This window comes from Vibrio sp. 2-1-2a (assembly GCF_032648565.1).
GTDB lineage: Bacteria > Pseudomonadota > Gammaproteobacteria > Enterobacterales > Vibrionaceae > Vibrio > Vibrio diabolicus.
The window spans coordinates 46,529-71,484 of the sequence record NZ_WBOH01000010.1 but is presented as its reverse complement, the minus strand read 5'-3'; the positions used below and the strand labels follow the sequence as shown (position 1 = coordinate 71,484).

The window sequence follows — 24,956 nt, the reverse complement described above, 5'->3', positions numbered from 1 at the left end:
TTCTTTTAACCTTTTACTGCACCAGAAGTTAAACCACTAATCATCTGTTTCGAAGCAAACAGATAAGTAATAACTAATGGTAAAATGGAAATCGTGGTTCCTAGCATTACGGCTCCCCAAGGAGTATTCGGAATACCTTGTACACTTCGCAACGCCTGAGTAATGACATAATTTTCCGGTGAGTTAAGCACAACTAAAGGCTGCATAAACATGTTCCAGAAGAAAACAAACTGAACAATGGCCAACGTAGCGAGGGCTGGTTTCATTAATGGCAGTACTACACTCCAGTAAGTTCTAAACTCACCTGCGCCATCCAGTTTGGCGGCCTCTAGTAGCTCTTTAGGAATTGAAGCCACGACGTGCTGGCGCATCAGGAAAATACCAAATGGCGTAGTCGTAAAGGGTAGCCATACCGAAATATGATTATCCAGCAAGCCTAAGAACTTAACGATCATGAAGTACGGAATCAGGCTTAATACTGGCGGAATCATCATCGAACCAACCAGCATGCCAAATAAGATATTTTTGCCACGGAACTTAAATACCGCAAACGCATATCCGCCCATACTACAGAACAGCAACGAAATAGTTGTTCCCAAGAACGCGACGTAGATCGAGTTAAACATTGCCTGCCAAAAAGGCATGATCTCTTGCAATTTGGCGTAGTTGATAGCCAGGCTGTCACCAATAGCAAAGCTGATTCCTGTACCGAAAATCTCCCCTCGGTCACGTGTCGAAAGTAGAGCAGACCAAATGAATGGGAAAACTGTCACTATGGCTGACACAATCAGGATTACACCCAGAACAAGCATCGTTATCTTAATAAAACTATCAATCACTCTATCGCTAGGCTTAATAGAAGCCCATAACGACGAGTTTGATGTGGCAATTTGAGTCGTCATGTTATTGCTCCCCTAAACCTTTTTTACCGAAGAAGAAAAATTGAACCATGGTACAAGCTGCAATCAGGGCAAACAGCAACCAAGAGATAGCAGAAGCTGTTCCCATTTCTAACCATTCCCAACCCACTTTGTACAAATACATTGAGATCGTAAGACCAGCTTGACCTGTACCACCCCCGCCACGGGTCAACACGAACGGTTCTTCAAATAATTGCAAGTTACCAATGATGGTCATCGTAACTGCGAAGAATACAAATGGGCGAATCATTGGCAGTGAAATGTTCCAAAAACGACGCAGAGCGTTAGCTCCGTCCATACGGGCAGCTTCAAGAATGTCTTTAGGGATAGTCATTAAGCCTGTGGTATACAGAACAATGTTGAAACCTGTGTACTTCCAGAACACCATGATAGCAATAGATGGCTTAATCAACGTTGCATCATCCAACCAGCGAATTGGTTGAAAATCATTCACCCACGCAAATGCCCAACCAAACAGTGAACTGTCTGCCAGCGCGATCAAAGTTTGGTTGATGATGCCGGAGTTTGGTGAATACATGTTGAAGAAGATCAGCGATGCAGCAACCGTAGAAGTGATGTACGGAAGAAAATACGCGGATGTTAACCAATGACGGATTTTATCCCCCATTGATACAAGAATGTATGCGACGGGAATAGCAATTAAATGCTGAGCTAGGCCTGATGTGATCGCTAACCAAAACGTATTTTGCAGAGAACGCCATAGCCAAGGGTCAGTCAGGGCGATTTGATAGTTTTCAACCCCAACATATTTCATCGCCGCTAACCCTTCCACAGGGTTCCATGAATGAAACGATAAGAAAACAGAAAAAAGTAATGGAAAAATCCCAAATACAGAAAAAATAACTAAAAACGGCAACAAAAACGAATACGGTGTAAGCGCTTTCAAATTCAGGCGAGAAAAAAAACTTTCACCGCCCGATGTTTTCATTGAGTTACCTGTAGATTGGTTCATAGTAACAACCCCTTACCTAGGGAGGCGTAATTTACGCCTCCCAAAATTAATACAACTTCTGGCTTACATATTACGCGTACGACGTTTAATCAAACGCTCAGCTTCTTCAAGCGCTGTCTTAATATCTTTACCTTCATCCAGCACTTCCATCAGAGCATTTTCTAAAACGATGGAACGTGCCACGTGATCACCTTTAGCAGGTTCAACTGGCTTGATATTTTTCGCCACTTCAGCAAACAACAAGCGAGCCTTTTGACCACCTAGGAAAGGCATTTCTTCTGAGAACATAGCATCATCGTAAGTAGTTACGTTTGCAGGGAAAGCAGCAATAGTTTCGAAGTGTTTAAGCTGAACATCACGACGAGTTGTCATGTATTCAATTAGTTGCCACGCTTCGTCTTGCTTAGTAGATTGAGTCGGGATAGAAAGGAAAGACCCGCCCCAGCTACCGTAGATACCATCGGGGAGATTAGATACACCCCACTTACCTGCGGTTCCGGGAGCAATCCAGTTGTTCAAGTGACCAAGAAGCCAAGCACCTGATAACTGAGTTGCAAAAGTACCGTTGCGGAAGCCTTCATACCACTCGTTTGACCAAGCTAGAATTTTTCCATCTAGTCCTTTGTCACGAATTTCCTTCGCAACTTCAAACGCATGAACAAAGCGCTCAGAAGTGACCACTGGGTTCCCATCGTTGTCGAAATACAGACCTTCGCCTTCCGGTACAGTAGTAAAAATAATCGCTTGCGCTACGTCAGATGCTGAAGCAATCAACTGAATGTTTTTAGCTTTTAGCTTTTCACCTGCCGCTATGTATGAATCCCAATCTTTGATCGCTTCATTCAAGTCGATTCCAGCGTCTTTAAAGATGTCTGTACGGTAGTACATTACACCTGGACCAAGGTCGACTGGCATACCATACACATCGCCATCCGCGCCTTTACCTTGAGCCCAAGCGTATGGCGCAAAGCGTTCAGCATATTTATCGGCACTATATTTTTCTGACAAGTTAACTAAGCCACCAGACGCAACAAACGGACCGATTTTCTCTACATCCACAACGATCACATCACCAGCACCAGAGCCTGTTGCAAGGTTGGTGGTTAACTTAGTGTGGTGATCTCCGTGGTTGTTCATCAGGTAATCAACCTTGATGCCTGTTTCTTTCTCAAACTCTGGCAGCAACACTTTCAAGCTGCTATCAAAATCTGGAAAACCATCAAAACGGATCTCGCTGTTCGCTGCTGAAGCTGTTGCAGCAAGTCCTAATGTGATTGCACTTGAAAGTGCTAAGGTCTTAAATTTCATGCTGTATCCTTAGTGTAGTTATAGGGTACTCGTTATATCCTTGACAGAATTTCGAATGACTAACGCAGGGCTAAGTTTGAAATTCACATCTTGTTTATTCTTTGTCAGCTTTTGCAAAGTGAGCTGTACAGCCTCAATGCTCATCTGTTCGATAGGAAAGTTAATGGTAGTTAAAGAGGGGGTGAGATAACGAGCAAAGATGTTGTCGTCGAAACCGACAAGTGAAACATCATCAGGAATCGAGTAGCCTTCTTCTCTCAATACCTCAAAGGCTCCAAATGCCATATGATCATTTGACGCAAAAATGGCACTGAATCGACAATCTCTCTTCAGCAATTTTTTTGTCGCACTAACACCAGTTTCTTCAGTGAAACCCGCTTCAGAAACCAATACCTCGTTATACTCTAACCCCGCCTCCTCCAAGGCTTTTCGATAGCCTTGCAAGCGTCCTCGAGCATCAGACTTATCTAAAGGACCTGTAATACAGGCAATTTCAGTATGCCCCATTTTTAAGAGATATTGTGTAGCAAGTTTCCCCCCAAACTCGTTATCAATATCAATACAGCTCCGACTCATCTCAGGGATAAAGCGATTCAATAAAACGACAGGGATTCCTTGCTCTTCTAGACTGATCAAGTAATCATCACTCAGATTCTGAACATGGAGAATCAAGGCATCGACCTTACGTCCTAATAAAAATTCAACCGCTTCACGTTGCTCCTTTGCATTGTTTGAGCCTGCAGTTACAACAGCATAGTAGCCAAAACGACGCAAATGCTCTTCCAGGCAATGGAGAATACCTGAATAGAAAGGACCACCAAGTTCCGGTACGACAATCCCCACGCTGCCAGTGCGACTAGATGCCAAAGCTTGGGCGATAGAGTTCGGCCGATAACCCAACTCTTTTATCGCTTTTTCAACCTTTAACTTCTTGTCGTGACTCACCCGACTAGTACCATTTATTACTCTAGATACTGTGGCCTGAGATACCCCCGCATGCTCAGAGACGTGTTTAATTGTTGCCACCGTTACCTCTACTCCCAAGACACTTGAAAACGCTTACAAACTAATTATTGAGTAATCATGGAGTGGTTTTAGTGATTATTGTCACACTAAACTTTTACGTTAAACTCAGTATTAAGAAACATTGAGAGTTATTACAGTTTTTCCCACTCCCATGAAACTGTTTCATGAATTAATATTCACTCTTCAAACCGCTTCGATGATGACGTCATTGTCACTCTTTTGCTGTTTATCCGTCTCTTCCTGCTGTAAAATGAAACTTTCCGTCAGCTCAAATTGAATTTCCGCTAAACGCTCAAGCTTTTCACCATGCTCAGCAACTTGTGTTGAGCGCTGTGAGTTTTGCTCTGACAGCGTGTGAATTTGAGTGATGTTTTCAACTACGTCACGAGCAACAGCTTGATGTGCACTCGTTGCTGACGATATTTGCTGACTGCGATGAGAGACTTGGTTGAGAAGAACATGTAATTTCACGAAGCGCCCATCGACACGCTTGGCTTGTTGCATGCTTTGGTTCATACCTGAGAGGCAATCGGAAATCTGTGATGCTGCGAGATCCGTTTGTCGCTGCAAACGTTCAATTTTATTTTTAATTTCCTGAGCACTATTCGTGGTTTGGGCAGCGAGGACTCGAACTTCATCAGCGACGACAGAAAAACCGCGTCCATGGTCTCCCGCCCTTGCAGCTTCTATTGCTGCATTTAGTGCAAGCAAGTTCGTTTGCTCTGAAATGCCCGCGATGGTATCTAATATAGACGCAATACTTTTACTCTCTTTTTCCAACGCCAGATTTGTCTCTGTTACTTGATGAAGCTCTTCAGAAAGACGCTCTAACATGGCAACATTTTCAGTCATATCATTCTGAGCTTCATCAGAATGTTCAACGGCTTGCGTCACTAAGCTGAGTGTATCTTCGGTAGACTTGGCAATTTCGCTAACCGAGCACTCAATTTCCTCCATTGCAGACGCTACAGACACCGTTTGTGAGGTTTGCTCGAAGATGGCGCTATTTAGTTCCTTACTGATATTTTGATTGGTCAATGATGCACTATTGAGTTCCGCACTTGATTGACGAATTCGTTCAATAATGAGTGAAAGATGGCGCACAACCAAATTGACCTTTTCTGCCACTTGCCCAAACTCATTACTTGCTGAGTACTCTACCTCTGAAGTTAAATCTTTCGCGGCAATTTTATTCAAGGCATTAAGCAGTAGTTTAGTCGCCCTACGAACCATATTCGTAAAACTCAGAACCAAACACACAGTGACCAAAATCGAGCCCAAAGAGATACTAATAAGCAGCGTGCGGGTTTCGTTAGATGCTTGTGTTGCTTGCTCAAAAAGTTGGTTAGCAATGTGATTTGCACTATGTGATAGGCTGTCAATGTTTGCTAACTGTGTATCGATATTTTCCTCTAAATCTAACCGAAGAGCACTACGGGCTTGTGCTTGCTCTACCACGGCAACATGCATTTTTATTGCACCTGTTGAATCGAATGCCAACTGTTTAAGTGCAGACATCGGCTTTTCAATTGAAGAATAGAGTGAAGAATACTTCTTGATTAGTAACTGCTCACTTTCTTCTAAGTAACGTTGGCGATTTTCTAGCCGACGCTCAACCGCACGAACCTCCGTCATATCTTGTAACTTGAACACCTCGCTAGCCTCATTTTGCAAAAGGCTAATTTGGCTGGATAAGCCGTCTAACGCTTTTAAAGCATCATCGGTTTCGGCTTGACTAAGTGCTCGCTGCAATGCATTACGAAGTTGAGCGTTTACCGATTGAAATTTAGATTGTAAAAAATAGCTCTGGTCGAGCTGATCGAGATAACGAGCATGAACAGCAACAACATCCCTCAACAGGCTCAAGGTCTTCTCACTTTGAGCAGCAATTGGCTCAACAAAATCTTTTAGTTCTGGCCGCTGATTGGTCTGAGAAACAAACCAATTAAGTTGGGCATTATAGATCTCTATACTCTTTTCAATTGACGCAACAAATGGGGGAAGCTCATCCAAATATTGAGTAGACAAATAAGGCGTAAGGTTACGGTTTATATTGAGAAAATCGATGGTTAGCTGAGCTGAGCTTAGCATCAACGGAGTTGCATCTTGAGTAATAGATTCCATCTTTGCGGTAACATCCTGATTACCACTGACAGAAAGCCATGCTGAACTCAGCATGATCACAATTAAACACACACAACCAAAGTAGAGACGAGAAATTAACGTTTGAAAGGGCATAATCCACCAACCCATAGACAACTCCTGTCTTAATCAAAAGGACAAAAAAAGGGCACCTATGATAGTGCCCAAAAATGGAGTCAAGTTTGCTAGTATATCAGCCCCAATAAGCTGCCTTTGGGGCTAAGACATGAATGGACAATTAAGATTGACTGGTTTACCACCAAGCTTCGAACATCGCGCCGAAAGCAAGAGTATCCACATTTGTCGTTGAACCATCCGTTGTTTCAACATCACCTACTGTAGTGTAGAAGCGAAGCATTGGGCGGCTCCAAGGTAGACCACCTAGAGATAAGTTTTGAGAAAGTGTCGCTTTCCAACCGGTCACTTCTTTATCGTTGTCCCAGTCTTCCATTGCATAACCCGCTTCAAACCAAGTTGAGTGAACGTCTGTCCATTGGTATTGCGGACGCACGATAGCAGAGTATTCATTTTTCTCATCAGTATCGTTACCAGCGATATTTTTGTACGAGACAATGTAATCAATGATAAATTGACTCGATACGCCATAGTTACCTTCTAAACTGGTATATAGCACTTGCTTATCGCCTGCCAAATCAAACGCAGAATCGTCAGCACCATCAGCATACTTCACAAGGAGCTTGTTCGAACTGCCTAATCCTAGTACAGCACCTGCTTGCCATGAGTTTTCGTCTTTCTTATCATCGCCAGCTTCGTCAGAAGCAAAACCGTAGTTGAAGTAAAGCTCAAGATTACCAATACCTGCATCAATACTGTGAAGTTTAGAAGTGATTGCGTAGACGCCATTGTCATTGTTCAAGCTACCACCGTTAGAGTCGACTTTACCCACAAACCCCATATCTAACTTAGCGCCACCTAGATTCAGGTTATTGAAGCCTGCCCCCTGACCGTCGTGTGTGAACAAGAAGTAATCGTTCAAACCTTGTTGTACACGACCGTGGAAATCTCGACCGGCCCACATGTAAAGCTCAGGTTGGCTTTCAAATACGTTGGTCACCCCAGCGTAAGCTTTTTTCAGGCTAACACCACCGTCAGAACCCCAATCACGATGAGCCCATTCATCAAACATGACAACGATGTCCCATTTGACACCATTATCTGCTTGGAAAATTTTACCTAACTGGAATTCACCACCGTTAGCTTCGTTACCCAGACGACCTACTGAGCGACCTGTACTACCCACATTAACATAACGGCTGTCACCATCTGAATAATGCGCGCCATAACGAGCATAACCAGAGAAGATCACGCCTTCTGGAACTTTTGTATCCGGAGTCAATACGGCTTGTTGTTGATCATTGACATAGTCAATTTCAACAACCTTAGATTCCAACTCTTGAATACGTTTTTCTAAATCAGAAATAGTAGATTCATCAGCAAATGCAGATACAGAAGAAAGTGAAGCGGCCACTGCTAAAGTTATTGGTAAGAATTTGAAGTTTTTCATCTTATTTCCCTATTATTCTATGTTTGTTTAAGTTTGATATAGGCTAAACAATGAAAGACTTGAAAACACATGTCGACTTCACATCCGAGAACAGAAGAAATCACCATGAAACAAACCAACAAACAGAAGGAGAAAAAAATAAAATAAAAATCAAAAGCTTAAATACACAACAACAACAATTAAAATAATGAAATCGCTTTCTTTTCATGAGAAATGGAGAATTTTGTCACGAAATGAAACCTCTATTATTAACCTTAAATGCATTACTTTATGAGCACTTTCAATATTATGAAATTTTTCAGCAATAATGATCCGCTCTAACTGTTTTGGACACCGAGTTAAGTGAGCACAATCACTAACAAGGTGAACAATAACAACCAACAAAACTAAACCCTCTGAATTTAAGGCAGAAGCTCTGAAGCTATCAGAGAAAGTGGAAGTTGCAGCGGCTTTGTTGCAGAAATCGAATGAACTAAATCAGAATCTTACGATCAGATCAGGGACAATTCATTCACTTACTTTAATTTCATGCCGAAGCCTCGCTACAAAACCACTAACTGGTGCAAGTACAATAACTCCTTGATCAACAGAGGTTCACTCACGTTTTGGATTGACGAAGAGGCCATAACTGAGTGGAAACAATCTAAACAGGATAAACGTGGTAGACCAAGATTGTTTAGTGATCTCGCTATCACGACTGCTCTCATGGTAAAGCGCATTTTTTCCTTACCATTAAGGGCGCTACAAGGCTTTATCGACTCTGTTTTTAGATTGGCGAACGTCCCATTGGTTTGTCCCCACTATACTTGCATCAGTCGCCGAGCTAAGGATGTAGAGGTTAATTTCAAAGCCTCATCACGAGGCGCTATCCAACACCTGGCTATTGATGCAACTGGGCTCAAGGTATACGGTGAGGGCGAATGGAAAGTGAAAAAGCATGGAACCGATGGTAAGCGTCGAGTCTGGCGTAAACTCCATCTTGCTGTTGATACTGACACTCATGAAATTATTGCAGCTGAACTGACACTTTCAGGCGTGACAGATGCGGAAGTACTCCCAAATTTACTCAAACAAACACGCCGATCCATCAAGGAAATTTCGGGAGATGGCGCATACGATACAAGGGAGTGCCACAGGGCGATTAGGGTTAAGAAAGCGATACCTCTAATCCCTCCACGTGAAGGAGCCGCCTTCTGGGAAAAGGGGCATCCACGTAATCTGGCGGTTGGTTGCCAAAAGCTCTATGGTTCGAACAAAAAGTGGAAACGAAAGTATGGTTACCACAGGCGTTCATTGTCGGAGACCGCTATGTATCGCGTAAAACAGCTACTAGGAGCTTCACTCACACTTCGAAATTACAACGCACAAGTTGGTGAAACATACGCCATGATCAAAGCACTCAACAAGCTAACAGGGATAGGTATGCCCGAAATCCAGTATATCGTTTAAAATACAAACGATTTAGCTAGTGTTCGCTCTCAAGTTGAATTCCGCAACAAAGCCCCTCGCCACATGCGAACCATACGAACGGTCGCGATAAAATCAATTGAACAACAGGAGACGATGCTGAGGGCAGATGGTAAAGAAACGAAGCAGAAGTCTCGTGAAATAACTACCTCTAGCCACCTATCAAAACTTATTCGCCCCGACTTCTGTTCTTCAAAATACTTGAAATCAGGCATTGGGAAGGTGATTGCTCCTTCCTAATACTTAAGCACTGCGCATAATGGGGCTATATCATTAATTTCAGGCCTCTCACTTGAAGAGATCGAGTTCGGTGCGATTCCTACCATTATGTTTAGCTTGATAAAGAGCATCATCGGCACGTTTAAGAGTCGCGCTAATCGGCTCATCTTCTGCTGACCAATGAGACACGCCGATAGAAATCGTAACATGCCCTACGGCATCAAACTTGTTTAATGCAATAGATTTACGAATTCTCTCGGCAACGAGTTTAGCCTGATGTATGTCCGTTTTGACTAAGAAAACGATAAACTCTTCGCCACCAGAGCGGCAAACAATATCAACTTCTCGTGCCTGAGCCTTGATCATACTTGCCACACTGACTAATAAACCATCGCCGACATCATGACCAAAGCTATCATTCACTTTTTTAAAGTAATCAAGATCCAAAGCTAGCACAGAAAATGGAGTTTTTTGTGCTAGCAAGGTATCAATCGCCTTACCTAGACCTCTGCGGTTCAGTAGCCCAGTCATGGGATCAGTTAAAGTATCTAAGTGCAGCTGATCAATAGTGCTGGATACAATATTGAACGTGCTGAGAAATGAACGTTTCAAGTATGACGCTTCAAAATACCAAGGCTTCACTTCATTTAAGTCTTGCTTGGTAGAGTTATGGCTTTCAAAACTTTTGACTACACTGGCTAATTGCCATAAAGGTTTCGATATAAAAATCGAAGAAACCCAAATAGTCAAAAATATAAGAACACTAATTGGGAGTGACTCTATAAACATATGCCACATTTGATCGTCAAGCATAGACAAAACGAGCTCTTCTGGCTTCTCAGCAATAATCCCCCAGCCAGCATGTTTTACGGGCGCGTATCCAGAGAGCATGTCAACGCTTTGGGAGTTAACGATAGCTTGTCCCCCTTCCTCACCACGACTTACCGCTCTTATTGCTTCGTTATTAGTAATAACTTCTCCAATTCGTTGCGGATCAGGGTGATAAATCAACGTCTGATGCTTATCGACAACATACAAATATGACCCATCTTTGTAACTATGCTGTCCAAGAATTGTCCTTAATATATTTTTTTGATCGAGGTAGATGGTTCCCGCAACATAGCCTAAGTAATCGCCGTTTTCAGAAAAGATAGGATACGACATGCTTGTCAAATAGTTACCAGCAGGGGATACAAATGGATTCGTGATAAGTGGAGTTTTCGCATTTAGAGACTGTAACGCGCTTTCTTCAGTTAATTGAACACCTTTCACTTCAATAGTTTCTGGTGAAACCGATATGATGACCCCGTCCGCATTCACAATTACGACAGAGTTGAAAGAGTCGGTTTGAGTTCGCAATCGATTTACCTCTTGCTGCAATACAAGCGGCTCAAGCATTCTACGGCTGATTATCGATGCGCTGTACTCTAGTTGGGATAAAGCAGAATCAATAAAAGTATCCGTCATCTCCGCCATTTTAACGGCATATACACGGTTGGACTCTATGGTATTGTTAACTACCAGCTCATGCTGAACTCTATATATGGAGTGAAAAGTATTAAGAAGAGTAACTAGTACACTGAACACACTTAGGCACAGAATTAACTTTCTCAGATTTAACTTATCCCTCATCTGTTTCATTTCCTCCATATACTCCATAAGTTAAATCATCCATTTTTTCATTAGATATAAAAGACATTGCCACTCACAGCTCTATACTAACTCAAAGACTTAATCAGACCTTTGAATACTCTGCATGAAACATCACTCCTTACTTAGAGTTATCTTGAGCTAAACCCCATAGAGAGTAACTCCAAGACGTGACTAGCCAACATACGTTAAAACGCCAGAATAGCCTTAACAGTCTGTGATTAATGCTCGATGTAACATTTTAAACACTTTAGTGATGTGTCACTAGATTGATATGCAATGTAATGATAATTTACTTATATAAGTATGACCTTACTCATGGGCAGTACACGGATAATACTGTGGTCAATATGAAAAGAAATATAAAATCCTCCACTAAGTTCGTTTTTACTTACTTTGTGTTTGCGTCGCTATGGGTTTGGTTCTCAGATAAAGCAGTAGAACTCCTATCGAGCAATCCACAAGTCTATACCTTGGTTCAATCACTAAAGGGAATGTTATTTATAGTGGTCACATCTTTATTGCTGTGGGGACTGGTAAAAAAGAACAATCGAGAACTTGAACAAGCGAATGACATTGACTCTGTAACAGGTTTACACAGCCCTTTGGTATTTTTTCGCTACCTAGAACAAAAAATCCAAAGTGCCAAAGAAGATGAACACTATGTTCTTTTTCTTCTTGATATTGATAACTTTAAACCCATAGCCGATCGCCTCGGTTTTATGAAAAGTAGTCAGTTTCTAAAGGATATAGCACAATCTATTGACTCTCATACGGTCTTTCCTCTTCTCTCATCACGAATACACTCTGATGGGTTTGCTTGTTTGGTACGAATGCATGATGAAAACCAAATAGCTCTGCACTTAGCTCGCGTTCAAAAGCAGTTTAATCAACATGCAAAAAATCATGAAATTGATGTGACATGCTCTATTGGTGTGGCCTTCTACCCGTATGATGGAGAGAGTGTCAAGCAACTCATGTCGTCGGCAAAATATGCTCTAGCTCAGGCAAAAAAAACAAAAAATACTATCCGATACCACGACAAAAAACTCGCTGAAGAAGATTTCCAAAAACAACGCATGATTATAGAGTTGCGTCATGCGATTCAAGAAGAGCAAATACAGATAGTCTTTCAACCAAAATATCGCCTAAAAGACAAGAGAATGACGGGAGTTGAAGTGCTATCTCGCTGGACCCACTCTCAATACGGAGATATACCTCCATCAGTATTTGTCACGCTAGCAGAAGAAAATAATCTTAGTAGCGCTTTAACGAAGCTAGTAATCAAGCAAGCATCAAAGCAACTTAAAGAAGCTCAGCTCCTAGGCCGTGTCATCCAAAGCGTATCTGTAAATATTTCAGCGACTGAGCTAAATAGCACTGAGGGTATTCATCAAATTGAGTATCAGCTAAATCAAGACACTGAACTTTCAAAATACCTATGCCTTGAAATCACAGAGACAGCCACACTTAAGAATATAGAAAAATGTGCAAGCCTAGTAAAAAAAATGAAAAGGTCTGGTATAGCGTTCTCTATCGATGACTTTGGGGTCGGTTATACCTCATTTGGAATTTTCAATAGACTCGACGTCGATGAAATCAAGATAGATCGTAGTTTCATCAAAGATATTGCGGTTGATTATCGTTCAAGAGCGATCACTTCAGGCATTATCGACATTGCAAAAGGATTCGGAATTCAAGTCGTTGCGGAAGGAGTAGAAACCGATCACCAGTTACGAATTCTTGAAGAGTTAGGCTGTGAACAAGCCCAAGGTTTCTATCTAAGCCACCCAATACCTGTTGAAGAATTAAAAGAGAAATTAAATATAACTTCGCAAGACAATAAAGTTGATTTCATTGCAGTGTCTAGCAGGCCTAAAAACTGAAGTAGCGTTTTTTAAACACACAGCAAGAATAACGAGCGTAGATTTTAAATGAATGCCTCTTAGTATCTGATTGCTTTAAATGAGCAGATATATGATGAAACCAAATATCAATTAAAAATCATTTACTTAGCGCATTCTAAGACTTTAAGTTAGTCTATGCTGATGATAATTATGCTCATACCTCCCTTTCGGTGAAATACTGAGCTTAGCTGGGTGTATTCGTAAGCAATGTGAAGAGCATAAATATACTTGCGCGCAAAACCATATTCAATGCACAGTCAGTATTGGAGCACTTCATTGTAGTATTCGATAGTATTTAACCGAGAAAAAACAATAGAAGAGAAGGGCTTTGTTGCGTAATTCGAGGAAACTAAATCAGAAGGTTACGATCTGATCGGCTAAGTAAGTTAATTCCCCTAGTCTCATGCCGAAATCTCGCTACAAAACAACGAACTGGAAACAGTACAACAAAGCTTTAATCAACCGTGGTTCACTCACTTTCTGGATTGATGAAGAAGCCATTCGCCAGTGGAAGCAGAGTAAACAAGATAAACGTGGTAGACCTCGTCAGTTCAGCGACTTAGCCATTACCACTGCACTTATGGTAAAACGAGTTTTCTCAATGCCGTTGAGAGCATTGCAAGGGTTTATCGATTCTGTTTTTTCATTGGCTAACGTCCCTATAGTCTGTCCACATTACAGTTGTATAAGTCGAAGAGCTAAGCAAGTCGAGGCTTCATTTAAACCCAAGACTAGAGGTGCAATACAGCATCTAGCTATTGATGCGACGGGTCTCAAGGTTTATGGCGAAGGTGAATGGAAGGTCAAGAAGCATGGTACTAACGGGAAGCATAGGGTCTGGATAAAATTGCATTTAGCGGTAGATACCAGTACTCATGAAGTCGTCGCGGCAGAACTGAGTTTATCTAATGTTACCGATGCAGAAGTCCTTCCTAACTTGCTCAAGCAAACACGCCGAAGAATTATCGAGATATCTGGTAATGGCGCTTATGACACAAGGGATTGCCACGATGCCATACGGTTCAAGCGAATGCATTATATAATAATCGCTCAATTTTAGGCAGTTTGGTTCTCTGATCGAATTACGCAACAAAGCCGAAGAGAAGCGCGAAAATATGGATTAGATTGCATAGCGAGCAGATTAGAATTTATACAACGTAAAAAATAAGCTCGTTGTTCAAACCATCTCTATGAAGGGCTTTAATGTCTAAGTTATCAACAATGTGACGATACATTTCACAGATCATGGTTTTTATAAAATATAAAGAGTATTATAGTGAAACTAATATAACCACATACACGTCAGTAACAATTCCTTTTTACGTAAGGTTAAGTTATGTTTTTCTCTAAAAAAAAGACAATAATAAAGTCCTGTCATTCCGAGAATGTATACAACGCTTTAAAGAGACATGTTGCATGGGTCGAGTTCAGCCTAGATGGATCAGTTAAAGATGCAAGTCCACTATTTTTGAAAATTTTTGGGTTTTCATTAGATGAAGTTAAAGGTAAACATCACAGAATCTTCTGTCCAGAAAACCAAGTAAACTCTTCCTTATACCAAAACTTTTGGAGAGATGTAACTAATGGAGTAATTAAAGAAGGTACCTTCGAGAGACAAAATAAGCAAGGTGAGCGCGTTGTTCTTGAAGCTACTTACTTCTCAATCAAGGACTCTGACGGAAATTTCACGGGTATTGCAAAGGTTGCTTCCGACGTAACAGATCTTTATAACAAAAATCAAAAAAGTGAAGCACTTATTTCAGCCCTAAATAAATCTCAAGCCATTATCGAATTTGACCCACAAGGAGTTGTGCTTCAAGCAAATAACAACTTCTTGAACACGTTAGGTTACACAGCAAACCAAATAGAAGGGCAACATCATCGTACATTCTGCTTTGACGATTTTTACGAAAAAAACCCTCAGTTCTGGCAAGAGTTACAAAGTGGACAGATTAAATCAGGCCTATTTCAACGTCGTAGCGCTAATGATACAAGTGTTTGGATTGAAGCTACATACAATCCAATTCTCGACGAAACAGGCAAGGTAGTAAAAGTTGTTAAATTTGCGAGTGACATTACCGAGCGAGTAGAACGTAACCGTGCTATAGCTGAAGCTTCAGAAATTGCTTACTCCACCTCAGTAGAAACGGCACAAATAGCCCAGGAGGGCTCTAGGCTTCTGGCAGACTCTGTTCAAGTTTCATTAAACGTATCTCAAAAAGCAGGCGAAACAGCTCAAAAAGTCCACCAACTAAAAGATAGCTCGCAAGACATTCAAAACATAGTAAAAACGATTCAGAGCATTGCGGATCAAACCAACTTACTAGCACTTAACGCAGCTATCGAAGCTGCAAGAGCTGGTGAGCATGGCAGAGGCTTTGCAGTTGTAGCGGATGAAGTCCGCCAATTAGCGTCTCGAACCTCAGACTCTACAGACGAGATTGTAAAAGTGGTGGAACAAAATCAATCCCTAATCAACGACGTGACAAAGAGCATGACCGAAGTGTCATTAATCTCAGAGGAAGGTAACGCCAAAATCACTGAAGTATCGACGGTGATGGATGAAATCCATAAGGGCGCTGAAAATGTTTCAAATACCGTTATGAGTCTATCTGAGAGTCAATCATAATGCTTTGAGCGTTTTTTTAGAGCAAGCCGACCCCAAAGGTTGGCTTTGTTTATTATTGAGATAGTAAATGTTTTCATTGTAGACAGAGGCTATGAAAATGAAGATCTCAAAGCATATATATGTTTAAAGGAGAGGCAAGCCTCACTCCCAAAAGGAACTATGGTCAGGATATAGATAAAAAATGTGTAGATTGGTGCTTATATACATACCGACATCAAGTTGAGAATGCCTTCGCAAGGATTAAGCACTCTCTGTCAATATCAACCAAATATGACAAGTTAGAGAGAAAATACGCCAGCATGGTATCACTGGCGTTTACTATGATGTGGCTATCGATGTATTGCTGAGAACAATATGTACAGCAAAGATCAACACGCCCTAGAAACCCACCGTCATGTGTAAGCTGTAAAACAGGCCACGTCCTATCAACTCAGACGCTAAGATCAACACCAGCGCTACGGTTAAGTTAACTGGATTGACACTCGACTTATTGATCATCGGCAACACCCAAATGAGTAGACCAGCCAGCAGAAGAGCCACTTGCACACTCAAATAACCGCCAAGTCCATCCACCAGTTCAGAAGCTTTAATAGTTGAACTTTGTACTTCACTCACAAGGTTCATTTTGCCCACCGTCACGACCAAGCTAATCGCAACCGCAACAACAGCCAACATCACAATGTTTCGATCCACAGTGAAGCGGCTATCCTTGGCAGATACGATCACCAGCTGCGAGAGCAACAAACCACCGACCACCATTGTCATCACAAAGCTTAGCGGTGTGTAAATGTTAAACCAGGTTGGAACGGTATTGATCATGTACACATTCACCATGGAATACATAAAGATACAACCCAGAACCATCGCGCCAATCATTAAGATTTTTTGAACTGCTGCACCGCCTTTATTCAGTACTGATAGCAACCACTGTAGCCCACCAACAACGAAGAACGCAGCGCCAAAGAACACTTCATTTGACAGCCACGCTGAACCTAGCTGGTTAAATGAGTTAAATGCGCGGAGCGGAGAACCTAAATGGGTGATCGAGAACAGAAAGCCCAATCCCATGATCGCCCACAGAGCAAACATCGGCACTTTGTAGCTGTTGATTTTTGCTTCATCAAAACCCATGGCCAACGCATGCGCGCTAACGATTAAGTAACCACCGACGGCCGTTTGCGCCAGCACCGTAAAGAAGATTAAAGAATACTCATGGAAAATCATCTTAAACCTCCTTAGGGTTTGCTAAGTAGCCAGTTGTATCGCCCGTTGGCTTAGCATTCTTGTTCAACTTAATCACAATATTGGGCAAAGTCAGGTGTGAAGAAGGTAGTGGCGCAACATCAGCGGTTGTACCGTATTTCTCACGTAATACCTGGACTTCCCCAAATTCCAACGCACGCAGCGGACAAGATTCAACACACATTGGTTGCTTACCATCAGCCACGCGCTCGTAGCACCCATCGCACTTAGTCATATGGCCTTTCTCTTTGCTAAACTGAGGCGCGCCATACGGACACGCGTTGCTACAGTGCTGACAGCCAATACAAATCTCTTCGTTTACCACCACCAAACCATCTTCTTGGCGTTTGTGCATCGCGCCTGACGGACACACTTTCACGCAAGCTGGATTTGAGCAGTGATTACACGCGATGGACAAATAGTAAGAGAACACATCATTTTGAATCCACGTATCTCCATCTTGGACAAAGCCGCCGCCAGCGTATTCATACACACGACGATAATTGCGCTTCACGTCCAAGTCCCGATAGTCTTTACAAGCAAGCTGGCAAGTTTTACAACCTGTGCATTTACTTGAATCTATGTAAAAGCCGTATTGTTTCATCTTTACCTACCTTATGCTTTGTTCGCCAATTTGATATCAACCAGATTGGAGTGTTGCGGATTACCCTTAGCGAGTGGACTTGGTCGCTGAGTCGTTAACACGTTAATCGAGCCAGCATGATCGACTTTTTGTCCATCGGGTGCATACCAAGCGCCTTCACCTAGCGCGACTACGTGAGGCAAGATACGTGGTGTCACTTTGGCGGGAATCCACACTTCGCCGCGATCATTAAAAATACTCACCATGTCGCCATTTTTGATGCCACGGGCCTCGGCATCGATCGGATTAATCCATACTTCCTGACGTGCCGCCGCTTTAAGCAATGCCACATTGCCATAAGTAGAGTGGCAGCGAGCTTTAAAGTGGAATCCCGTCAGCTGCAGTGGGTACTTGGCTGTTAATGGGTCATTGTGTCCCTCAAACGAATCCACATAGATAGGTAGTGGATGAATCACTTCATCTTCTTTTAGCGTCCACTCTTTGGCAATGTTCGCTAGTGTTTCAGAGTAAATTTCAATCTTGCCACTTGGGGTTGAAAGCGGATTGGCTTCAGGATCATTACGAAAATCTTGATAAGCGATGTAATCACGCTGATATTGACGCTTATAAATGCCCAACTCTTTCATCTCTTCAAAGGTTGGTAGAGATGGGTCTTGCTTGCGGGTTTCCGCATACAAATGCTCAACCCACTCTTGCTGTGTCCGCCCTTCAGTAAACTCTTTCTCTACTCCCATCCGTTTGGCGATTTCAGAGCACATTTCGTAGATACTTTTTGCTTCGAACTGAGGCTCAATCGCTTTCTGGGCGTAGATGAAATAAGGCGCATTCGATGCTTTGCCGTCCATTGCCCAGTCATCTTGTTCAGAAGTGGTTAAATCCGGCAGGATAATATCGGCGTACTTAGCAGAAGAAGTCATGTGATTGTCGATCACGACAATCATTTCACACGCTTTGTCGTCTTGTAAGATTTCATGAGTTTTGTTGATCTCGGCATGCTGGTTAACCAAGCAGTTACCCGCGTAGTTCCAAATCATCTTGATCGGATTCGCTAAGCGCTCTGCACCTCTCACACCATCGGTTTTATCTGTCATTTCATGGTGGCGATAAATTGCATCCGTCCACAAGAACATCGAGATAGAGGTTTTTACTGGATTAGGAACCGTTGGGAAACGCACAAACGGAATATTGATATCACTCTCACGAGCACCAGTTGAACCACCAGATACACCTACCGAGCCAGTCAGTAGAGACAGCATAACAATAGCGCGCGATGCCAATTCACCGTTCGCCGTGCGTTGCAAACCCCAGCCTTGGTGAATGGCACATGGTTTGTTTGCGCCCATTTCTCGGCCCAGCTTAATAATGGTGTCGACAGGAATCCCTGTGATCTTTGAAGCCCATTGCGGCGTTTTTTCTACCCCATCGTCACCCAAGCCTAAGATGTATGACTTGTAGTCGCTGTTTTTTGGTGCGGACGCTGGCAGGGTTTTCTCATCGTAGCCGATGCAATATTTATCGAGGAAAGCCTGATCGACATAGTTCTCCGTGATAAGCACATGCGCTAAGCCTGCTACTAATGCCGCATCAGTAGAAGGACGAATTGGGATCCATTGGTCTTCACGCCCGCCTGCGGTATCGGTGTAACGAGGGTCAATAATAATGGTTCTAACGTTGGACTTATTTTTACTCTCGACATAGTGATGGATCAAACCACCACCAGACATCCGAGTCTCAGCAGGGTTATTACCAAACTGGATATTAAGCTTTGCGTTGGCCAAATCAGAAAACGAGTTGTTCATCGCCCAGCCGCCGTAGGTATGACTGAGGCCTTCCGCAATTTGCGCTGTGGAGTAATCGCCGTAGTGATTTAAATAGCCACCGCATAAATTCATTAAACGAGCAATCAATGTGGATGCTGGTGGCCATGACTTAGTCACTGTCCCGCCAAGCGTGCCCGTACCGTAGTTCAAATAAATTGCGTCGTTGCCGTAGTCTTTGATTAGCCGTTGCATCGTCTTGGCAACTTCATCGTAAGCTTCTTCCCAACTGATGCGCTTAAACTTACCTTCACCACGCTTACCTACCCGTTTCATTGGGTACTTCAATCGGTCTGGGTTATATACCCGGCGGCGCATAGAACGGCCACGTAAGCATGCTCTTACTTGAGGACTGTCACCAAATACGTCTCCACCGGTATTATCGGTTTCAACATATTTGATCTCACCATTTTGTACATGCATGCGAAGCGGGCAGCGTGAACCACAGTTTACTGTGCATGCACTCCAAACAACTTTCTCGTCACTTGTTACTGATTCTACCGCGCGTGCAGGGCTAGACTTAAATGGTAAGCTAATACCACTGGCTAACGCCGCTGCACTACCTATCGCAGAACTCGCTTTAATGAATCCGCGACGAGTCAGATTCATCAAGTCAGATTGCTGTTTATTCTTCGTCATAATTGGATGCCTTAACATTGCTTGCACATACCACTTTAGGGTTAAATTCGTGCTATTAAAATGATGAGAGCACCCACTATTGATATAAATCAAAGTGAATATTAATTTAATTTTAAATTGTCAATTTTGTGATTAAACTTGGCGTGAATATGAAAGAATAGAAACACACATTGTTAAGCTAATTTATTGAAATGAAAACGATTATCTATACACTAAAGATATTAGGCACACTGTTCTATCACAAACGCGGCAAGTCAGAATCGGTTGAGCTGGTACGCTCTTTAGTGACAGAAAATGTTCTTCAAACAGAAACGTTGAATTCGCTCACTTCTTTAACGGAAGAACAACTCGAACATGATTTCAGCGTGGTATTCGAAGGAATGGGTACTATGCCAGTCCCACCTTGGGGATCGGTATATTTAGACAAAGAACAGATATTGTTCGGTGAATCAAACACGCAATATCGATTATTTTTACAGCAGAACGGTATCGAATTAGATTCAGGCCAACGCGAGCCAGAAGATCAATTTGGTTTAATGCTGTTAGCCTGCGCATACTTTCTTGAACAAGACCAAACACAAACAGCATGTGAGCTACTCGGAGAGCATTTAATGCCTTGGGGCTCAAGCTATCTTGAGCAGCTCAGATACAAAGCGCCAAATCTGTTTTATCAGCGGTTGGCAGAAGACGTCTCGAAATGGCTAAACGCATTGATTCAACAACAACAGATTGAAGTAGTGAAAAGGAAGATCTATTTGAATGAGTGAATCTATCGATACTAATCGACGAGGCTTTCTGAGCCGTTTCAGCCAACCAGTAAAACGGACTCAGCAAGCCGAAATAACACCGCGCCTCGTAGCACGCCCGCCTCATGCGGTGGATGAGGCGTTGTTTGTGCGTCTTTGCGACGGCTGTGGTGAATGCCTCAAAGTTTGCCCAAACAGTGTCATAGAGCTTGATGCTCAACTGGCGCAACTCAATCTCGATTACAACCAATGCAGTTTATGTAGCGAGTGTGTCAAAGCCTGCCCTAGCGACGCGCTGCATGCTTCTGTACCACTAGACATCAACTTGCGTCCAGACTTTACGCAAAGCTGCGACAATTACCTTCAGACGGAATGCCAGCAATGTGCCTCCGCTTGTCCACAACATGCCATCTCCGTTCAAGATGATGAACTACCACACATAAACAACGAACTCTGCAATGGTTGCGGGCAATGTCGTATTAGTTGTTATTCAAACGCGATTTTAATGAAGCTGTATAACAAACACTATAGATGAAGTGCATTAAGTGACTTCCCTTAACTTCACGTCCCCTAACGAAAAGGCTTTGATGTGATGGACGTACTTCACTTCTAGTATAGTTGAACAAGCTAATGACCTATAGCTTCGTAACACCTGAAAGAGTTCTTGTTTTCTCGGCTTTGCGTAAGCGCTTCAGCCAAAGACTCTAACTTAAGAGGTTTTGTTATCACAACATTTACCCCGGCCCTGATATAACCCGCAGCTGTCTCATCGGTTACATCAGCAGTGCAACCAAGAATTATCCCCTTAAAGAGGTGCTCATTTCGTATGATGTGCGTGGCTTCTATACCTCCCATTTTAGGCACCTGATGATCCATTAAAATCACGTTGAAAGATGTTTGCTGCACCTTTTTTATCGCCTCAACACCATCAGAGGCGATAAAAACGGTAAAACCTAGTTTTTGGCACATACGCTTAGCAACGAGTTGATTCACTCGGTTATCCTCAACAATCAGCACACTCTCTCCCTCAAAATCGGCTAGTAACAGGGATTTTTTTTGTAAGTTGCTTTGCGTTCCTACGGGAGTTGTAACTGTCGCAGTAAAGCAACTCCCGATACCTAACTTACTAGTAACTGTTACGTCCCCCCCCATTGCCAAGCATAATTTTTTTACTATCGATAGACCTAACCCTGTGCCTCCGAAGTCATGCATTGTTCTTATCTCAGCTTGCTCAAAAGCATTAAAGATACTCTCTAAACGTTTGCTTGGAATGCCTATCCCTGTGTCAGAAACTTGGAAGATGAGCTCCTCTTTTTTAACGTCATACTTTACTACAGCTTTAACCATACCATCCGAAGTGAACTTGATTGCATTCCCCACTAAGTTAAAAATAATTTGACGAATACGAACAATATCTCCTTTCAGAACTAAGTTCTTGGGAAGCTGTTGAGTGTCAAAAGTGAGCTGAACACCTTTATCATGAGCTTGTGGATTGAACGCATTTATTACAGGTATTACTAATTGACGAGCATCAAAGTCTTCTTTAACAAGGTCTAGTTTTCCTTGTTCTAACTTCGAGAAGTCTAGAATTTCATTAATAATCACCATAAGGTGCTCACCAGATTCTAGTAGCGTGCTTAAGTGCTCCTGAACCTTGGGGTCTTTGTTATCTGATATGAGCAGCTGAGTCATTCCTATAACACCATTCATTGGAGTACGAATTTCATGACTCATGGCTGCCAAAAACATGGATTTAGCATGGTTAGCCTCTTCGGCTTTTTTTACCGCTGCTTGCAGAGCTAGTTTGGTATTTTTGAGTTCAGCTATGTAGTGACTAAGATATAAAACAATGACCGAAAACATTAAAACAGTGGAAAGTATTAATGAATAAACCGCCGCTTCACTCGTTAGAAAAATATTATTCATTAAACGTTCATGAGCTTGTTCGGCGGCTTCGTCCATGGACTCTGAAAAAACAAGTCGCTCTAATTTATTTAGAGGTGGCGTTGTTTTTGTCTTTTGCTTAACTTCAATTATATTCTCAAGTAAAGCTAACTGCTCATTTGCTGTTTTGGCGTAAGCTTCAACTATGTGAGAAAGTGAATCTCCTAGCCAAAAAAACTGGGGGAATCTTGTAGTAATATCATTGGATGCTTCGGATAGCCCCTTTAATTCACTAGTTAACTCTTGTATCTGGTTCAATAATTTACGTGCTTTATCGTTATCTTTTCGGTCTAATAAATAAACATAATTTCTGATATGAATAATACTTGATGAGTGCGCAACATGAGAACTTTCTACTGCTTCTAGAAGGTTGTTTTGAGTCTTAAAAGAGAAAAAAAGCAATCAAGGTGATACCTAATCCAATGCCAATAAAAAACTCAAGTATATTCATACTTTGTGAATTTCTATCATTCACTAGACTCCTCCAGATGGAACTCATGGATCACAGGTATGACACTTTCTTTTTCAACGTAATAGAAAAAAGAAGCGGCTATCACCAACAAAGTGGCTAGTATTCCCCGCGCGAGCATTTTTAACTTAGACAACGATCAGCCTCCTCAGCCATCCTCGCACTTATACAACCAGTCTAGTAAATAACGGCCCCTTGCGCCAATTTTGTTACTTCACGCAACCATCTGAAAAGTTGTCATAAAGCCCCCATATTCTCGTTCTGGCATGGTTCAGAGGAACTGTGGTGCGACGCGTAAAATGAGTAACTGATATATTGGCTACTACTGCAGCAACTTGAAAAAAACGACTTGTCTTTGGATGTGTTGAATAGAACCATTGACGAGTACTTTGCTCCGCTCTAGGAGTAACTTCATAATGCACAACAGTGTCCGGCTTTTATTAAACCCTTTCATAAATTACTCCTTACGAAGAAATACCGTATATTTCAATTTTGATAAAATCATTCGCATTTAGGTTACTATCAATGGCTAAGTCTAGAAAAGTAAGCAGTACCACCACACCGCTTTCAAGCTCAAATTGAATGTTATGCCGATACATTCCTCCTGAAGATAATTTCTCATATGACCTCCTGTTAGGTGAATACACCAGCAAAGGTGCATAGCGGCCTAGTCGTACTCACCTATGGGTCTGTAAGGTCAAACATAAGTTGCGAAACTTTAGTTCAGTGCATATCTTCTTTACTCGTGCTTTTCTCGTAGTACAATCTTCAAGCTGAGCGGGGTCATACCGATATAAAACTACAGTGTTAAAGTATAAGTAAATGGACAGACTGTTAAGAAATCACGTTAATATCTCAGTCGCCTAATCTGTACTAGCTTTGAAACGGCTTGAGGTCTGTATTCAGTAAGCTAGATCCAATTATCGGCTCGCACTGTAAGGTAGTATTATTTGCCTTTAGTGCGAGCCTTTTTATTGCATCACGTGCTTTATTTGGTCGCGGTTTCTAGCGCCAATAGCATCATATTATCAAACGAGGTTTGACGCTCTTGATGCGTCAGCTCTCCGCCTTTCACTACGTGGTCAGACACCGTCAGAATACTTAACGCTTTCACACGATTTTTCGCGGCGATTGAGAACAACGCGGCGGACTCCATATCCAACGCTAAGATATTCATCGTCTTAAGTGCAGGCATGAGGTAATCCGGATCTTCATAGAAGAAATCATTGGTGAAAATGTTGCCCACTCGCACGTCGATAGACATCGCCTCAGAGACATCCCAACAGGTTTTCAGCATAGAAAAATCCGGAGCCGCTGCATAATCGTAACCTGCGAATCGTGCGCGGTTCATCGCATTGCCAGTACTGGCCGCGTTTGGCACAATAATGTCTCTTAGCTCAATATCTTCAGCGATCGCGCCACAACTACCAACACGAATTAGCTGCTTAACATCATACTCATTAATTAGCTCATTCGCGTAAATCGCCATTGACGGTGTACCCATGCCAGAAGCCAATACGGAAACGGGATTTCCTTTGTACGTGCCAGTAAAGCCGAGCACGTTTCTCACGTCGCTCACTTGCTTGGCGTCAGATAAGTAGTTTTCGGCGATAAATTTAGCGCGAAGTGGATCACCCGGCATTAGAACCGTTTCAGCAAAGTCACCTTTTGATGCATTAATATGAGGAGTCATGATTGTTCCTTTTTGTATGTATCGACTTATTAATTG

17 protein-coding genes and 2 pseudogenes are annotated in these 24,956 nt (G+C 42.3%); 7 read left to right on the top strand and 12 right to left on the bottom strand.

The genetic code is table 11. From position 1 onward, the window contains the following. Positions 1-5 precede the first annotated feature (5 nt). From F7Y48_RS20360 to F7Y48_RS20335, 6 genes are all read right to left on the bottom strand, one after another. Positions 6-902 (bottom strand): carbohydrate ABC transporter permease, encoded by an 897-nt coding sequence (locus tag F7Y48_RS20360; protein WP_023584745.1) that lies wholly within the window; start codon positions 900-902, stop codon positions 6-8. Position 903: 1 nt separating this feature from the next. Beyond that, positions 904-1,869: a carbohydrate ABC transporter permease gene (locus F7Y48_RS20355; RefSeq protein WP_373924884.1), complete on the bottom strand. Its 966-nt coding sequence runs from the start codon at positions 1,867-1,869 to the stop codon at positions 904-906. 87 nt (positions 1,870-1,956) lie between these two features. Further along, complete coding sequence (locus tag F7Y48_RS20350) at positions 1,957-3,201, bottom strand: ABC transporter substrate-binding protein (RefSeq protein ID WP_023584743.1); 1,245 nt, start codon at positions 3,199-3,201, stop codon at positions 1,957-1,959. 18 nt (positions 3,202-3,219) lie between these two features. Continuing rightward, positions 3,220-4,227 carry a LacI family DNA-binding transcriptional regulator gene (locus tag F7Y48_RS20345; RefSeq protein ID WP_301660391.1) on the bottom strand — a complete coding sequence of 336 codons (1,008 nt, stop codon included), beginning with the start codon at positions 4,225-4,227 and terminating at the stop codon, positions 3,220-3,222. A gap of 183 nt (positions 4,228-4,410) precedes the next feature. Beyond that, positions 4,411-6,480, bottom strand: coding sequence for a methyl-accepting chemotaxis protein (locus tag F7Y48_RS20340; RefSeq protein WP_023584741.1), 2,070 nt, complete (start codon positions 6,478-6,480; stop codon positions 4,411-4,413). A 142-nt stretch (positions 6,481-6,622) separates the two neighbouring features. Beyond that, the gene (locus F7Y48_RS20335; RefSeq protein ID WP_301660392.1) at positions 6,623-7,894 is read right to left on the bottom strand and encodes a carbohydrate porin; all 1,272 of its coding nucleotides are present in this window, start codon (positions 7,892-7,894) and stop codon (positions 6,623-6,625) included. Between the two features lie 528 nt (positions 7,895-8,422). Here F7Y48_RS20335 and F7Y48_RS20330 point away from each other — a divergent pair. Then, on the top strand, positions 8,423-9,343 hold the full coding sequence (locus F7Y48_RS20330; RefSeq protein ID WP_301660393.1) for an IS5 family transposase: 921 nt from the start codon (positions 8,423-8,425) through the stop codon (positions 9,341-9,343). Between the two features lie 306 nt (positions 9,344-9,649). On the opposite strand, the gene F7Y48_RS20325 is transcribed toward F7Y48_RS20330, so the two are convergent. Then, positions 9,650-11,212, bottom strand: a complete 1,563-nt coding sequence (locus F7Y48_RS20325) for a sensor domain-containing diguanylate cyclase (protein ID WP_301660413.1) — start codon at positions 11,210-11,212, stop codon at positions 9,650-9,652. 368 nt (positions 11,213-11,580) lie between these two features. Between F7Y48_RS20325 and F7Y48_RS20320 the strand changes: the two genes are divergently transcribed. From F7Y48_RS20320 to F7Y48_RS20300, 4 genes and pseudogenes are all read left to right on the top strand, one after another. Beyond that, the gene (locus F7Y48_RS20320) at positions 11,581-13,116 is read left to right on the top strand and encodes a putative bifunctional diguanylate cyclase/phosphodiesterase (RefSeq protein WP_301660414.1); all 1,536 of its coding nucleotides are present in this window, start codon (positions 11,581-11,583) and stop codon (positions 13,114-13,116) included. Between the two features lie 424 nt (positions 13,117-13,540). Continuing rightward, positions 13,541-14,182: pseudogene (locus tag F7Y48_RS20315) on the top strand (IS5 family transposase); the annotation flags it as partial. A 291-nt stretch (positions 14,183-14,473) separates the two neighbouring features. Next, on the top strand, positions 14,474-15,766 hold the full coding sequence (locus tag F7Y48_RS23630; RefSeq protein WP_410483278.1) for a methyl-accepting chemotaxis protein: 1,293 nt from the start codon (positions 14,474-14,476) through the stop codon (positions 15,764-15,766). 146 nt (positions 15,767-15,912) lie between these two features. Further along, positions 15,913-16,113 (top strand): annotated as a pseudogene (locus F7Y48_RS20300) (IS5/IS1182 family transposase); the annotation flags it as partial. Between the two features lie 31 nt (positions 16,114-16,144). On the opposite strand, the gene F7Y48_RS20295 reads toward F7Y48_RS20300, so the two are convergent. From F7Y48_RS20295 to F7Y48_RS20285, 3 genes are read right to left on the bottom strand one after another with little or no spacing between them, the layout of a single operon-like run. After that, entirely contained in the window at positions 16,145-16,990 is an 846-nt protein-coding gene (locus F7Y48_RS20295) for a dimethyl sulfoxide reductase anchor subunit family protein (RefSeq protein ID WP_301660395.1), read from the bottom strand. A 1-nt stretch (position 16,991) separates the two neighbouring features. After that, entirely contained in the window at positions 16,992-17,612 is a 621-nt protein-coding gene (locus tag F7Y48_RS20290; RefSeq protein WP_301660396.1) for a DMSO/selenate family reductase complex B subunit, read from the bottom strand. 11 nt (positions 17,613-17,623) lie between these two features. Beyond that, positions 17,624-20,068 carry a DmsA/YnfE/YnfF family dimethyl sulfoxide reductase gene (locus F7Y48_RS20285; RefSeq protein WP_301660397.1) on the bottom strand — a complete coding sequence of 815 codons (2,445 nt, stop codon included), beginning with the start codon at positions 20,066-20,068 and terminating at the stop codon, positions 17,624-17,626. Positions 20,069-20,259: 191 nt separating this feature from the next. Between F7Y48_RS20285 and F7Y48_RS20280 the strand changes: the two genes are divergently transcribed. Continuing rightward, positions 20,260-20,835, top strand: a complete 576-nt coding sequence (locus F7Y48_RS20280) for a molecular chaperone (protein ID WP_301660398.1) — start codon at positions 20,260-20,262, stop codon at positions 20,833-20,835. Further along, complete coding sequence (gene napF / locus F7Y48_RS20275) at positions 20,828-21,349, top strand: ferredoxin-type protein NapF (RefSeq protein ID WP_301660399.1); 522 nt, start codon at positions 20,828-20,830, stop codon at positions 21,347-21,349. The genes F7Y48_RS20280 and napF overlap by 8 nt, the downstream gene beginning before the upstream one ends. A 92-nt stretch (positions 21,350-21,441) precedes the next feature. On the opposite strand, the gene F7Y48_RS20270 is transcribed toward napF, so the two are convergent. After that, positions 21,442-23,160 (bottom strand): ATP-binding protein, encoded by a 1,719-nt coding sequence (locus F7Y48_RS20270; RefSeq protein ID WP_301660400.1) that lies wholly within the window; start codon positions 23,158-23,160, stop codon positions 21,442-21,444. A 1,055-nt stretch (positions 23,161-24,215) separates the two neighbouring features. Continuing rightward, on the bottom strand, positions 24,216-24,923 hold the full coding sequence (gene deoD / locus F7Y48_RS20265) for a purine-nucleoside phosphorylase (protein ID WP_301660415.1): 708 nt from the start codon (positions 24,921-24,923) through the stop codon (positions 24,216-24,218). Positions 24,924-24,956: the final 33 nt, after the last annotated feature.